Raw genomic sequence first — 14,028 nt, forward strand, 5'->3', positions numbered from 1 at the left:
CCGGCCCTGCCCAGTGCTGCGCCGCGAGCGACCGGATCGCCTGCCGGTCCGGGCAGCCGCCCCTCCCCGTCGCTCTCCTCCTCCTGCTGCGGCGGAGCGACGGGCGGCCCGCGGCTTCGTCGGGCGCTCTCGACACCGTCCTGGCCGCCTCCGTCCTCGCGGAGCTCTCCCTCCAGCGGCGCGTCGAGGTGGACGCCGGAGCCGTCGCCCTCGGGCCGGAGCGGTCCGCGCTCGGGGACGCCGTGCTCGACGGGGCACTCGGGTGGATCGCAGCGGAGCGAGCACCGCGCAGCGTCTCCTGGTGGATCGCCCGCCTCACGCGGAGGGAGCTGCATGCCGCCCTCCTCGAGCGGGTCGCCGCCGTGGAGCCGGTGGAGGACGAGCGGCTGCGGATCCGGGTCGCCGAGGTCCTCGCGGCTCGGACGGCGCCCCTTCCGTCGGACGCGGCGCTCATCGGCCTGCTCGACGCGGCCGGAGCGCTCTCGCCGAGGCCCGGCATCCCGGACCGGCAGGCGATCCGGTCGCTCGCGGCGCAGCACTGGGCAGGGCCGGCGGCCGCCGCCGTCCTCGCGGGAACCGCCGCGAGCGTCACGGGAGCCGCGGTGATCGCGGCGACGACGACGGTCACGATCACCGGCATGTGATCCGACGCGTGCGACTCGCGGAAGCCGCGCGCCCCTACTCCGCCGGGTAGTCGGGCGCGACGAAGACGCAGAACGGGTGGCCGGCCGGATCGGCGAGGACGTGGAGCGCCTCCTCCGGGTCGTCGCTCCTGTCCTCGATCAGCTCGGCGCCGAGGGCGAGCGCCCGGGTCTTCTGCCGGTCGAGCTCGTCGGCGTCCGCGACCATGAAGTCGAGGTGCAGCTGCTGCGGGACGGGCCCCTCCGGCCAGGTCGCGCGCGGCAGGGCGGTCACCCGCTGGAACGTGAGCTTCGCGCCGTCGGCGGTGACGATCGCGACCCACTCCGCCTCGTCGTCCGAGCCGTCCGCGGGCGGCTCGTCGCCGGGGCGGTACTCGCCGCCGAGCAGGGCGAGGTAGAAGGCGGAGAGGGCGCGGGCGTCCTCCGTGTCGAGGACGACCTGGCGCAGGCGCATGCGGGCAGGGTACCGCCGGACGGCACCGGAGAGGGATGACGTGCTGTGCGGGACGGCTGCGGCGGGCCGGACGTCCGCGGGTCGCGGCCCGACGTCGGCTGAGAAGGGGGTCCCAGCCCCGACACGGCAGGCAGGCCCCTCTCGGCCGAGGTCGTGCAGCTCTCCGACCGCGCCGCCCTGCCACTCCGCGCCCGCTTCCTCAACCCCTCCCGGCTCCCGGCCTCGCGCCAGGGCCCGGCGCGTACTGTGGCCGCTGACTCACGACGGCTACGAGGGAGACACCATGACGGAGCAGATCGGAATCCCCGAGGCCGCGGCGCTGGGGAGCGAGCAGCGGAGCATCGCGATCCTCGGAGCGGGCGGCGACCTCACCGAGCGGCTGCTGCTGCCGGGCCTGGGCCGGGTGGCCGAGCTCGCGCGCGACCTCGAGCTCACGCTGATCGGGGCGGCGCGCACCCCGCAGACCGACGAGGAGTGGCAGGGCCTCGTCCGCCGCAGCCTCGAGGCGGCCGGAGTCGCCGCGCACACGGTCGAGGCCCTCGCGTCGCGCGCGCGCTTCGTCGCCACCGACGCCTCCGACCCGGAGCAGCTGAAGGCCCTCCTCGACGCCTGCCCGTCGACTCCGGTGCTCTACGTCGCCCTGCCGCCGGCGATGGGGCACAAGGTCGCCGCCTCGCTCGCCGAGCTCGACCTCCCCGAGGAGCTGGTCGTCGCCATCGAGAAGCCGTTCGGCGAGGACCTCGACGACGCGATCGCCCTCAACGCGGCGTTCGCGAAGGTCCTCCCCGAGAGCCGCCTCTGGCGCATCGACCACTTCCTCGGCAACGCGACCGTGCTGGGGATGCTGGGCCTGCGCTTCGGCAACAGCCTGCTCGAGGCGAGCTGGAGCGCCGAGTGGATCGAGAAGGTCGAGATCGTCTACGACGAGACGCTCGGCATCGAGGGCCGCGCGGCCTTCTACGAGAAGACCGGCGCGCTGCGCGACATGCTGCAGAGCCACCTCCTGATGGTGCTCGCGCTGACCACGATGGAGCGCCCCGACGAGGTCGCGCCCGACGAGGTCCACGCGCGCATGGCCGAGGTGCTCGGCGCCGTGCGGCTCTGGCGCGACGACCCCTCCTCGGCCCGCCGCGCCCGCTACACCGAGGGCCGCGTCGACGGTCGCTTCTTCCCCTCCTACGTCGACGAGCCCGACGTCGACCCCGAGACCGGCACCGAGACCCTCGCGCAGCTGCTGCTCCAGGTCGACACTCCGCGCTGGGCGGGCGTCCCCTTCGTCCTCCGCTCCGGCAAGGCGATCGGCGACCCGCGCCGGGAGGTGGCGATCCACTTCCGCGCCGCCACGCCCCCGCGCGGCCTGCAGGCGGCCGAGGGCGACGCCGGGACGGTCCTCCGGATCGGCCTCAAGGGCGGCGACGTCAGCCTCGACCTGGTCGTGAACAGCGCCGACGAGCTGACCGACCTCGAGCGCACCACCCTGACGGCGCAGCCCGGCGCGGCCACACTCGACCCCTACGCGCAGGTCCTCGCCGGGATCCTGCAGGGCGACACCCTGCTCTCGGTCCCGGGCGACGTGGCCGAGCAGTGCTGGCGCATCATCACTCCGGTGCTCTCCGCCTGGGCCGCGGGCGACGCTCCGCTGGACGAGTACGAGGCGGGGAGCGCGGGGCCCGAGGGCTGGTGAGCGCGCGGTGAGGCGCGCGGGCTGAGGCGCGAGAGCTGAAGCGTCGGCGTGAGGCCGTGTCGGCTCCGCCGGCGCCGGACACGTTGCCGCCCGCCCGGCTCCGGTCGCTCCGCTGCTGTCCGTCCCGCGTCGGCACCCCCGCCCGTTGACCCTCCCGCCCGTTGACCCTCCCGCCGGGGGAGACGGGATGCTGGAGGCATGTTGGGCATCGGGGAGTACGCAGGCATCACGGGTCTGAGCGTGAAGGCGCTCCGGCACTACGACGAGAAGGGCGTGCTGGTCCCGGCGGAGGTCGACGAGCGGTCGTCGTACCGCCGGTACGCCGACGCGCAGGTCCGGGTCGGAGTCGTGATCGGCGCGCTCCGGAGCGCGGGGGTCCCGCTGCCCGAGGTCGCGGCGGCGACTCGAGCCGGCACCGCGGCGGAGGCGCTGCAGGCGCACAGGGAGCGCATGCTCGCGGAACGGGAGCAGGAGGACCGGGCGTTCGAGGCCGCCGAGGTGGCGCTGCGGGCGCTCGCCGTGCCGGTCGAGGTCGCCGAGCGGACGATGCCGGCGCAGCCGTACGTCGGCCAGGTCCTCACGATCGCCCTGGACGAGGCCGACGGGCCGGGCGACGACGAGGCGAACGAGATCCTCGGCGCGCTCGCCACCCGAGTGCACGCGGCGGGGCTCGGGCCGACGGGACGTTTCTGGACGGCGCTCCGGGCGGGCGAGCCGGGTTCGGCGGAGCTCGTCTGCTGCTGGCCGACGTCGGCGGAGGCGGAGGGCGACCTCGCCGATCTCGCCGCGATCCTCCCGGCGCGCACCGAGCTGGTCGCCACCTGGCGCCCCCGCGACGGGGAGGAACTGCCCGAGGGGACCCTGCATCCGGCGATCGTCGCGCTCTTCGACGCCGCCGGAGACCGCGGTCTGCGGCTCGACGGGGTCGAGGTGCGGCAGACGGTGCTGGGGGAGGGGCCGGAGGACGTGGCGGTCGAGGTGTCGCTGACGGTCGCGGGGTGAGGGAGGCCGGGGCGTGCCTCAGGTGGGCCGGGTGCCAGCGCTCGAGGACCGGCTCGGCAGGACCGGCTCCTCAGGACCGAGCGGAGGCGGGTGTGGCGCCGTCCGGCCGATCCCGCGCCACTTCGTGCCGCGGTCCGGGCCGTCTCCGTAGGCTCCGATGCATGACGAGCGGAGTCGAGGCCGGAGTCCATCGCGGTGACGAGCGGACGGTCCTCCACCGCCCGTGGTTCGCGGTCGCGGCCTCCCTGGTCTTCGCCTTCGGCTGGCTGGTGATCCCCGGCGTCGGCTGGCTGATCGGCGCCGTCGCCGTTCTCTGCAGCTCGGCGTGGACGCGGTCCGAGAAGGGATCGGCGCTGGCGATCCCGCTGGTCGCGGCCGCTCTGGTCGGCAGCGGGGTCGGGCTCTTCTACGGTCTGCTCGGCGCGCCGAGCTCCAGCCTGACGACGTGGACGGCGGTGGGTGCCGGGATGCTGGCGGGAGGCGCGGCGACTGCGCTTCTGGGGGTCCGGCTGTGCGCTCGGGCACTCCGCCGGCCGGAGGAGTCCGCTGGGGGCTCGCTCTCGGCAGCTGCCCCGGGCTCGGGCGCGCACGACGTCGGCTGAGAGGAGGGGCGTGGGCTCCTGAGGGAGGCCGCCCTGTCTCAGCGGAGGTTGTGCGGCCGCTCGCCGACCCCGCTCGCGTCGTAGCGGAGCCGCACCAGCTCAGAGCCCGGCAGAACCGTCGCGTCGAGGAGGCGCAGCCCGTGCTGCGGCGCCCCGGAGTAGAGCGGCGTCCCGCCGCCCGCGAGTCCGGCGCCGACGAGGACGATCAGCTCGTCCACCAGGCCCGGCTCGAGGAGCGGGTTCCAGGTGGTGCCGCTGCCGAACATCAGCAGGTCGCCCCGGTCGCCCTGCTTGAGCAGCTCGATCTCGGCCGGACCCTGCTTCCGCGGCACGATCCGGGTGGTGGCGGCCCACGGCGCCTCCGGATCGGGAGCCAGGGAGTCGCTGATCACCAGCGCGTCGAGCGACGTGACCAGCCGCGCGGTCTCGTGCTCCCGCTCGCCCGCCGTCCCGTCCGCGGCGACGGCGCTCCAGCTGTCCCAATTGTCGCGGAACCAGCCGCCGCCGTAGACGAGCGTGCCCGCGCGGCGCAGCAGCTCGAGGTTGTGGTCGTTGAACGCGTCCTCGAACGGCAGCGCCGAGAGGTCGTGCCCGGGCCCCTCGAAGCGGCCGTCGAGCGAGGTGAGGACGGAGACGACGAGCCTGCTCATGCGGGGGATGCTACTCAGGCGGGGGTGCCGGGTGAAGGGGCGCGACCGTGCCCCTCACCCCTCCTCACGTCGCCGCCCCTAGCGCGTCCCGCAGCGTCGCCCGCGCCCGCGCGTGGCGGCTCCGCACGGTCGCGGCGCGGAGGGACAGGATCTCGGCCGCCTCGGCGAGGGAGAAGCCGTCCCAGTAGACGAGGGTGATGATCTCCTGGTCGACGGGCTTCAGCTGCGCGATCGCGGCGCGGACGTCCTCCGCCGCGTCGTCGGCCGGTGCGGGCGGGGTGATGCGGAGCTCCTCCGCCAGCCGCTCGACGAGCGCGCTCCTCCGGGTCGCGGTGCGGCGCTGGCCCGAGAGCACTCGCCGGGCGACGCCGAACGCCCACATCCGCGCGCGCGTCTCGTCCTCGGGGATCGACCGCTCCTTCCGCCACAGGATCAGGAGGGTGTCGCTGAGGAGGTCCGCGGCGTCCTCGGGGCTCGCCGTCCGCCGTACGAAGTAGCGGAGCAGGTCCGGCGCCTCCCGCTCGACCAGGGCCGTGATCTCGGCCTCCCGGTCGCGCGCGGGGGAGCGGACGACGCTCCGGACCACCGCCGGAGCCGCCTCGCCGGCGCTCATCACAGCTCTCCCGTGCAGTCGGTGCTGCCGCCCAGGCCGCCGTCGCCCTCGACGATCACGCCCTCGGGGATCGTGTCGAGGATGTGGTCGTCCGCGGCGGTGATCCAGGCGCGCCAGCGGATCGTCTCGTCAGAGAGGCCGGGGCCGTCGCTGTTCATGTCCGAGGCCAGCCAGGCGGGGTCGGTCGTGTAGGCGACCGCGTCGTCGTGGATCCGCTGGCCGACGCCGCTCCAGTCCTGCGCGCGGAGGTAGGCGGTCGCGGAGGTGGTGACCTCGCGGTAGTCGATCTCTCCGTTGAAGTAGTCGATCGAGCACGACACCGCTGCGCCGGAGTCGGTGGTGTAGGTGATCGGGATCGTGAAGTCGGGGACCGAGCGGACGTCGGTGCCGGCGCTGGTCGCCAGCACGAGACCCGGGACGAGGAGGACGGGAGCCGCCAGCCACCACGCCCTCGACCGCGCGGGCCGGCGGGGCGCGCGCTCGCGGGTCTCGGCGATCACGCTGTGCAGGGCGGTGCGGACGCCGGGCGCCCGGTCGTCGGTCGCGGGGTCGCTGCGGGAGAGCAGGTCGTCGAGTGTGCGTCGCGTCATCGGGTCCATCCTTCGTCGGTCGGGCGTCTACCGAGTACGTGGCCGGGTGGGGCCCGAGCGTTGCACGGGACCTGACGGGAGGAGTGAGCCGAGCCGGTCGCGCGTGCTCCCTTCTTAGAACTCCTTCGCGAGGACCCGTCAAAAAGCGCCATATTCGGCTTCACCCCGGTCCTTTTCTCATCGGTTATGGCCCCGACAAGGGGGGCTCACTTCTCTATGGCGAGAGGGAGGCCGACCTATACGTTCATCTTCGGAAGCCCGCGCGGAATGCGTGCTCCCCTCCGGAGTCTGGGGCCTCCGCACTCGCTGCGACATCCGTGTCGTTCGTCGTGTCGACGTTTCGCTCATCTCCACGATCGACAACACGACTGAGAAGCAGAACCATGGCTTTCACGACCCGGCGCCGCCGCCCCTCACGGCACCGTGCGCCGTCGCGCCTCGGAATGCGGGCCGTCGTCTTCGCGACGATCGGCGCTCTCCTCGTCGGCTCGTGGGGGCTCGGCGACGTCTCCGCCTCCTCTCCCGCTCAGGCGGCGAACCAGGCGGATCCGGTCGCCGGCGACGCCCCCGCTCCTCTCCCGACGCCGGTCGCACCGACACCGCCGGCAGCCCCCGAGGCCGATCCGGCACCCGCCCCCTCCGCATCTGCCACCTCGGCACCCACTCCGTCAGCGTCCGCCCCGTCGACGTCCGCCCCGCCCGCACCAGCCGCGGCCGCGGAGTCGCCGAGTGCCACGGCGGAGGAGCCCGCTCAGGACGAGCCCGATCCCGCAGCACCCCGCGGCGCCGCAGGGACGGAGCAGCCCGTCGAGCCGGCGCCCGCCGAGTCGGCGCCCGCTCCCACGGCGGCCTCGGACGACGTTCAGGAGTCGGACCGCGGCCCGCCCGCGACGGCGCGAGCAGCGGGAGGCTTCTCCACGCTCGCGGCCGGCGTCGCCGAGGCCCCGCGGCAGGTGTGGACGGAGACCTTCGAGCAGGGCCTGACCGCCACCCCGAGCGCGCTCACCGCCTACGCGAACGGCCGCTACACGGCCGCCACCGGCTGGTCGACCGCCACGAACTGCACCGGCGTCCTGGTCAACTACACGGCGCCCTACCCCAACGCCGCCTTCTGCCCGACCCGGCCCCTCCTCACCGTCGGCACGGGATCGTCGGCCGCACGCGAGACCCGCCGCATGGCGGACGTCCTCGGCCAGGTGGCGGCCGGAGTGCCGGGGTCCACCTCCAGCACCGCACCGGCCAACGGCTCGAACACCGGCACGCAGGCGAACCACGCCCTGGTCGAGTACCCGTACGCCGCCGTCACCGGCGGCACGACCGTCGCCCAGAGCGCCGCGGGGATCGGCGTCTCCGCGCCCGCCGCCCGCTACTACGCCGTCGGCATGAACGCCGCCGGCGGGCAGTGCGGGACGAACAACGCGTCCCTCTCCCTCAACCTGGTGTCGGGCGGGTCCACCGTCCTCACCGGATTCGCCGCACCGGTCGTGCCCTGCGCCGCGACCGGCAGCGTGTTCTACACGTCCCCGACCCTCCCGCTGGTCGGCGGGCTCGGCGCGATCGTCGATCCCGCGCTCCCCGCCTCCGCTCGCGCCGCCGCCTACACCGGCACGAGCACCGCACTCCTCACTCCGGCGCAGATCGCCGCGGCCCAGGTGCAGCTCGTGAACACGGTCACCGGCACGGGAAGCGCCTTCGCCGTCGACGACCTCCGCGTGCTGGACGTCACCCCCGCTCTCGACGCGGCCTTCACGCAGGCCGTGCCGACCGCGACGGTGCCGACCACGCTGACCTACACCGTCACCAACACCAGCGACCTCCTCGCGAAGGCGGACTGGCGCTTCTCGACCGCTCTCCCGGCCGGCCTCGTCGTGGCCCCGACGCCTGCCGTCGGAGGGTCCTGCACCGACGTCACCGGAACGGCGTTCGCCGTGACCGCGGCCGCCGGATCCTCCTCCGTCTCGACGGTCGGCGGCGACCTCGCCGCGGGCGCGACCTCCTGCACGATCTCGGTGGACGTGGTGGCCGCCGCCGCCGGGACGTACAGCACCGGGACCACGACTCCCACCGGCCTCATCGCCTCCGCCCCCACCTCGGTGACGATCCAGGCCGCGACGACCCTCACCGTCCGGAAGAACCTGCCGGTGCGCAGCGCCACGGGCGACCAGTTCACGCTCTCGGTGCGCAGCGGCACGACGGTCCTCGCGTCGGCCACGACCACGGGCACCGCCACCGGGATCCAGGCCGCGCAGGTCAGCCGCCTCACCGTGCAGTCCGGAGCGACGTACACGATCGCCGAGGCGCAGACCGCGGGCGCGGGCCTGGGGTACTCCAACAGCTACGAGTGCTCGCGCGGCGGCACGGTCATCGCCTCCGGAGCCTCCGCCGCCGGGTCGATCACGATCCCTAGCGAGGCGGGAGCGGAGGTGCTCTGCACCTTCACGAACACCGTGCAGACGCCCCGCCTGTTCTGCGACACCGGCCGCTTCTACTCCCTCACGGCGGCCGGCGCCCTGCAGCAGGCCGACATCGTCACGGGATCCCTGACCTCGATCGGCAGCTGGTCGGGGACCGCCGAGGCGAACGCGCTCGGCGTCGGCGCGAACGGCGCCTTCGCGTACGCGCTGGACCGCTCGTCCGACGCGACGGACGTCGACGCCGTCCTCAAGTGGACGCCGGAGGCGGGCTTCCAGAGGATCGCGAACAGCGCGTACACGACCGTGGCCGGCGGAGCGCAGGTGGCCGGCAGCATCGTCGCCGGCGCGGTCGACCTCCGGACGGGCCGGTACCTGTTCGGCAGCTTCGCGAGCGGCCAGTTCTACATCTGGAGCTTCACCGAGGCCAACCCCGTCGCCACCCGGTTCGCCCTCGTCGGCTCCTTCCCCACCTCCGGAACCCCCAACGGCAACGGCGACATGGCGTTCGACGCTCGCGGCAACCTCTACGTCGTCGGCGCGGGCTCGGTCAACAACGCGAGCAGCGCCGCGATCTTCACCGTGCCGGCCGACGCCCTGGCCGCGGCGACCGGCGGCACCCTCCCGGTGAACACCTCGATCGCGAAGGCCGTGACGGGGACCGACGCCGCCTTCGCCAACATCAACGGCATCGCCTTCTCGCCGCGCGGAACCGTCTACCTCGCCAACGGCGACGTCGCCGCCGCGAACGGTGTCCCAGCCATCCCCGGCAGCGCGTACGAATTCGACGCCACCACGTGGACCCGCGTCAGCGGCACGCCGCGCGTGAGCGTCAACGCCGTCGACCTCTCCGGCTGCTCCTCGCCGGCCACGATCACCGTGCAGAAGAGCGTGGTGGGCCGCCTGGCCGCGGCGGACCAGTTCCAGCTCACGGCGGCCGCCGGCTCCTCGGCGTCGCCGTTCGCCACGGCCACCACCACCGGCGCCACCACCGGCCGCCAGACCGCGCAGATCGGCCCCTTCCCCACTCCGATCAACAGCACGGTGACGGTCTCGGAGGCGATGGCCGCGGGCTCCGCCTCCCCGATCACCGCCTACACGAGCATCTACGAGTGCTACGCGGACGGCGTGCGGGTGAGCACGGGCTCGAACCCGACCGGGACGGTCACCCTCCCGAACCGGCTCGGCGTCAACGTCACCTGCACCTTCTTCAACTCCCCGCGCCCCGCCTCGACGGTGCGCATCACCAAGACGATCCGGGACGCCTCCGGTACGACCCGCCCCGGCGTGGACTGGACCGTGGGCACGACCGCGACGGCCACCGCCGGCACCGTCGCCCTGCTGCCGGAGCAGTCGCCCCGCCAGCAGACGGACGCGGCGGGCCAGGCCGCCTGGACCGTCCTGTTCGGCACGGAGGCGTCGCGGGCGACGCTCACCGTCTCGGAGGTGCAGCAGACGGGCTTCGCGTTCGTCAGCGGCGCCTGCACGGTCAACGGCACCGCCCGGGCGACCACGTTCTCGCAGTCCGGGACCGTCATCAGCGCGAGCCTCACCGGCATCGCCTCCGCGGCGGTCGTCGAGTGCTCGATCGTGAACCGGCCCACGGCCTCCCTCACGCTCGTGAAGACGGTGAGCTCCGGCAGCGCGCTGCCCAGCGACTTCACGCTCAGCGCCACCGGCCCGACCGGCGCCCTGCCCGGCCCGACCGGCCGCGCGGGCTCCGCGGGCGTGTCGGCGATCCCCGTCACCCCGGGTGTGGCCTACCGGCTCGCCGAGACCGGCGGTTCCGCGACCTACGTGCAGACCGCACCCTGGCAGTGCCGCACCGACACCGGCGCCGCCCTCACCGTGAGCGCGGCCGGAGACGTCACCCCGACGAACGGCGCCGCCGTCACCTGCACCGTGGACAACGCCAGCGCGACGATCACCGTGGTCAAGCAGGTCCTGCGCCCCCAGCCCGGCTTCCAGGCCGCCGACTGGCGCGTCACCGCGACGCCCGCCGCACTGGCCGGAGCGACGCTCCCGACGGAGACCCGGGCCGGAGCGGAGTACGTCGCCGCGGGCAACCCGGCGAGCACCTTCGAGGTGCGACCGGGTCACGGCTACACGCTGTCCGAGGCGGCGACGGATCCGACCCGCCGCCTCGCCTACCAGGAACTGCGTCTCGAGCGCCTGACCGGGACGACGTGGTCCCCGGTCGCCTCGCGGACGATCACGGCCCCCACGGCCGGTCAGACGGCGGTCTACCGCTTCGTCAACGCCCCCGTGGACCCCACACGCCTGCCGCTGACCGGTGGCGCCAGCACCGACGCGTTCCTCCTGGGCGGGGGGTCGGTGCTCACTCTCGCACTCGGCCTCCTCCTCTGGGAGCGGCGCCGGAGGCTGCGAGGCCCCTCCCGGTGACGCCCCGACCGAGAGCCCCGGTGCTCTCCCGCAGACCCCTTCCCGCACACCTTCGACTCCACGACACCAGCACTCACGACCTCAGTAGGAGAGATCACATGTCCCGCTCACTCACCAGGCGGCTCGCCGCCGCAGCCGGCGTCCTCGCGCTGAGCGCTGCGGCGGTCTTCACCGCCGTCGCGCCGGCGTCAGCGGTCACGCTGCCCGGCAACATCGACCCCACCATCAGCCGCACCCTCACCGTGCACAAGCTCGCGCTGGGCTCCAACAACGGCCAGGCGATCGGCACCGGCCAGGAGATCACGGTCCCCGGGGACGCGCTGCCCGGAGCCGTGTTCACCGCCGCGCGCGTCCAGGGCGTCGACCTCACCACGCCCGACGGCTGGAACCAGGTCGCGAACCTGACCCCGGGCACCGCGGCGACCCGCGTCACCGCCGCCGACACCTTCACCGCCACCAGCGGCACGGACGGCGAGGCCGTATTCAACAACGGCGCGAGCATGCCGCTCGGCCTCTACCTCGTGACCGAGACCCAGCTCCCCGCCGGAGCGACCAACGGCGCGACGCCGTTCCTCGTGACCCTGCCGTTCCCGACGGGCCCGACCGGTGCGCCGGCGAACCAGTGGATCTACGACGTCCACGTCTATCCCAAGAACGCGGTCACGGAGCTCACCAAGACGCGCGTCCCCGCGGCGGCGAACTCGGTCGAGGCGCGCAACCCCGACCTCATCCGCTGGGCCATCGCCTCGGACGTCCCGGTGCTCGCCGCCGGTGACACGCTGGACACGTTCACCCTCACCGACACGCTCCCCGCCGAGCTGACCTACCTGCCGACCGGACCGGCCGGCGTCGCGCCCACCGGCGTCACGGTGACCAGCGCCGCGGGCACCGCGCCCGCACCGGCGTTCATCGCGAACACCGACTACACGCTCGGCTACGACGCCGCGACCCGGAACGTCACGCTGAACTTCTTGCAGCCCGGCCTCACCAAGCTCCAGGGTCTTCAGGGCGGCGTCGTCACCCTCACGGTGCTCACCCGCGCCACCGCCATCCCGGCCAACGGCATCATCACCAACTCGGCGACGAGCGTCGTGAACGGGGCCACGGAGACGGTCACCGGCAGCACCCCGATCGGTCAGCTGACCGTGTACGCGTACCAGAACAACGGCGCCAACCGCGTGCCGCTCGCGGGTGCGGTCTACCAGGTGTTCCTCACCGAGAACGACGCCAACCTCGGCCAGAACCCGGTGTTCATCAACGGCAACCAGAACTGGACGACCGGAGCGAACGGCTTCGTCGAGATCCCGATCATCACGCCGGGCAACTACTACGTCCGCGAGCTGACCCCGCCCGCCGGATTCCGTCTGCCCACCCCGGCCCAGGTGCTGACGCAGGTCGTCGCCGGACCGAGCTCGGCCACCGCGCCGATCCAGAACTACGTCGAGTTCCTCCACACCCAGGTGCCGGCGTTCGCCCTGCCCCTCACCGGTGGCGGCGCGCAGTGGTTCACCCTCGGTGGAGGCGCGCTCCTCGCCCTCGCGATCGGTTCGGGCCTGATCGCCTCGCGCCGCCGCACCGCGCTGGCTGCTCAGACCGCGGAGTAACGTCACACCATGACGAAGTCGAATGCGGGGCACCCGTCGGGTGCCCCGCATTCCTCTGTCTCCAGCCCTTTTCCTCCGCGGAGGCGGATCCACCGCCGGCCGCGGTGGCGGCTGCCGATCGCCCCGCTGGTCATCGCGCTCCTCAGCCTCTCGGGGGTGGCGCTGCTGCTGTACCCCGTCGCCGCCAGCTGGCTCAGCGCCGTCGAGCAGGCGCGCGAGATCGACTCGCTCACGCAGGACATCACCGACCTCGGCGCCGAGACCCTCCGGCAGAACCTCGTCGAGGCGCGCGCCTACAACCAGAGCCTCAGCGGAGGCGGCGCGGCCGTCGCCGCGAACGAGCGCCTCCCCCTCGCCGACGACGAGCAGGTCGCCGACCGCGAGCGCTACTCCTCCCTCCTGCGCGGCGACGCCGAGGGACTGATGGCCCGGATCCGGATCCCCGCCATCGACGTGGACCTGCCGATCTTCCACGGCACGAGCGACGCCGTCCTCGAGCGCGGCGTCGGCCACCTCGAGGGCACCGCCCTGCCGGTCGGCGGCCCCTCCACCCACTCGGTGCTCACCGGCCACCGCGGCCTCGCCTCGGCCGAGCTCTTCACCCACCTCGACCGCGTCGACGTCGGCGACACCTTCACCATCGAGGTCTACGGCGAGGTGGTCACCTACCGCGTGCGCGAGACGCTGGTCGTCGAGCCGGAGGACACGCAGAGCCTCCTCGTGCAGCCCGGCCAGGACCTCCTGACCCTCGTCACCTGCACTCCACTCGGGATCAACACGCACCGCATCCTCGTCACCGGCGAGCGGGTGATCCCGACGCCGCAGTCGGACGTGGACGCGGCGGGGGAGTCGCCCGACGTCGCCGGGTTCCCGTGGTGGGCGATCGCGGCCGGAGGCGCCGTGGTCGCCGCCGGGGTGTACGTGTGGTGGGCGGGGCGGCCGGCGCGCGGCGCGTGGGTGCCGGTGGTGGTCGCCGGTGGAGAGCGCGACAGGGTTCCTGCGGGTCGGTGAGGCGAGGGCGCGGATCTCCGCAGTCCTGCTCCGGACGCCTCGGCGCAGTGCTGTCCCCGTCACCGGGATCGCGGCTGTGCCGGCCTCGTCAGGCGGGACGCCACTCCTCGAGGAACTCCGCGACCGTCTTCGTTTCGAGGTCGAGCTCGACCTGACCGAGGAGGTAGTGGGGATCGGTGAGATCGGCCTTCACGCGGATGATCTCGGCGCCGGTGTCGAGGCGGACGACGACGAGGTCGTAGGGCGCGAGGATTCCGCTGCCCAGCGCCATGTCGATCGTGAGGCGGAGCCGGCCGAAGCGCCGCAGCTGCAGCTCGGCGCGGAGGTGCTCGGCGGCGACCTCGGGGGCGTCGGGGGTGGGGT

At 73.9% G+C, this 14,028-nt stretch carries 11 protein-coding genes and 1 pseudogene; 7 read left to right on the plus strand and 5 right to left on the minus strand.

Going from position 1 to position 14,028, the window contains the following annotated elements; genetic code table 11:
• The coding region (locus C5C10_RS16845; protein WP_146082192.1) for a GPP34 family phosphoprotein at positions 1-644 on the plus strand (644 nt) is incomplete at its 5' end.
• Positions 645-678: 34 nt separating this feature from the next.
• Here C5C10_RS16845 and C5C10_RS16850 read toward each other — a convergent pair.
• Positions 679-1,095, minus strand: a complete 417-nt coding sequence (locus C5C10_RS16850) for a VOC family protein (protein ID WP_104329833.1) — start codon at positions 1,093-1,095, stop codon at positions 679-681.
• Between the two features lie 283 nt (positions 1,096-1,378).
• On the opposite strand from C5C10_RS16850, the gene C5C10_RS16855 reads away from it, so the two are divergent.
• From C5C10_RS16855 to C5C10_RS16865, 3 genes are all read left to right on the plus strand, one after another.
• On the plus strand, positions 1,379-2,779 hold the full coding sequence (locus C5C10_RS16855) for a glucose-6-phosphate dehydrogenase (RefSeq protein WP_104291930.1): 1,401 nt from the start codon (positions 1,379-1,381) through the stop codon (positions 2,777-2,779).
• Between the two features lie 198 nt (positions 2,780-2,977).
• On the plus strand, positions 2,978-3,781 hold the full coding sequence (locus C5C10_RS16860; protein WP_104329834.1) for a MerR family transcriptional regulator: 804 nt from the start codon (positions 2,978-2,980) through the stop codon (positions 3,779-3,781).
• Positions 3,782-3,942: 161 nt separating this feature from the next.
• Positions 3,943-4,383: a hypothetical protein gene (locus C5C10_RS16865; RefSeq protein ID WP_104329835.1), complete on the plus strand. Its 441-nt coding sequence runs from the start codon at positions 3,943-3,945 to the stop codon at positions 4,381-4,383.
• A gap of 38 nt (positions 4,384-4,421) precedes the next feature.
• Here the strand turns inward: C5C10_RS16865 and C5C10_RS16870 are convergent, their stop codons facing one another.
• The 3 genes from C5C10_RS16870 to C5C10_RS16880 all read right to left on the minus strand — a co-directional run bounded on the left by C5C10_RS16870 (position 4,422) and on the right by C5C10_RS16880 (position 6,236).
• On the minus strand, positions 4,422-5,033 hold the full coding sequence (locus tag C5C10_RS16870; protein ID WP_104329836.1) for a dihydrofolate reductase family protein: 612 nt from the start codon (positions 5,031-5,033) through the stop codon (positions 4,422-4,424).
• A gap of 64 nt (positions 5,034-5,097) precedes the next feature.
• Complete coding sequence (locus tag C5C10_RS16875) at positions 5,098-5,646, minus strand: RNA polymerase sigma factor (RefSeq protein WP_104329837.1); 549 nt, start codon at positions 5,644-5,646, stop codon at positions 5,098-5,100.
• Complete coding sequence (locus tag C5C10_RS16880; protein WP_104329838.1) at positions 5,646-6,236, minus strand: hypothetical protein; 591 nt, start codon at positions 6,234-6,236, stop codon at positions 5,646-5,648. Before C5C10_RS16880 ends, C5C10_RS16875 begins: the two co-directional genes overlap by 1 nt.
• A 383-nt stretch (positions 6,237-6,619) precedes the next feature.
• Between C5C10_RS16880 and C5C10_RS16885 the strand changes: the two genes are divergently transcribed.
• From C5C10_RS16885 to C5C10_RS16895, 3 genes are all read left to right on the plus strand, one after another.
• Positions 6,620-11,050, plus strand: a complete 4,431-nt coding sequence (locus C5C10_RS16885; protein WP_146082193.1) for an LPXTG cell wall anchor domain-containing protein — start codon at positions 6,620-6,622, stop codon at positions 11,048-11,050.
• Positions 11,051-11,148: 98 nt separating this feature from the next.
• Entirely contained in the window at positions 11,149-12,654 is a 1,506-nt protein-coding gene (locus tag C5C10_RS16890) for a SpaH/EbpB family LPXTG-anchored major pilin (protein WP_104329840.1), read from the plus strand.
• A 156-nt stretch (positions 12,655-12,810) separates the two neighbouring features.
• On the plus strand, positions 12,811-13,665 hold the full coding sequence (locus C5C10_RS16895; protein ID WP_258060634.1) for a class C sortase: 855 nt from the start codon (positions 12,811-12,813) through the stop codon (positions 13,663-13,665).
• An 88-nt stretch (positions 13,666-13,753) separates the two neighbouring features.
• Here the strand turns inward: C5C10_RS16895 and C5C10_RS17970 are convergent.
• Positions 13,754-14,028 (minus strand): annotated as a pseudogene (locus tag C5C10_RS17970) (hypothetical protein); the annotation flags it as partial.

It is taken from the genome of Rathayibacter sp. AY1A3, from assembly GCF_002930975.1.
Lineage (GTDB): Bacteria > Actinomycetota > Actinomycetes > Actinomycetales > Microbacteriaceae > Rathayibacter.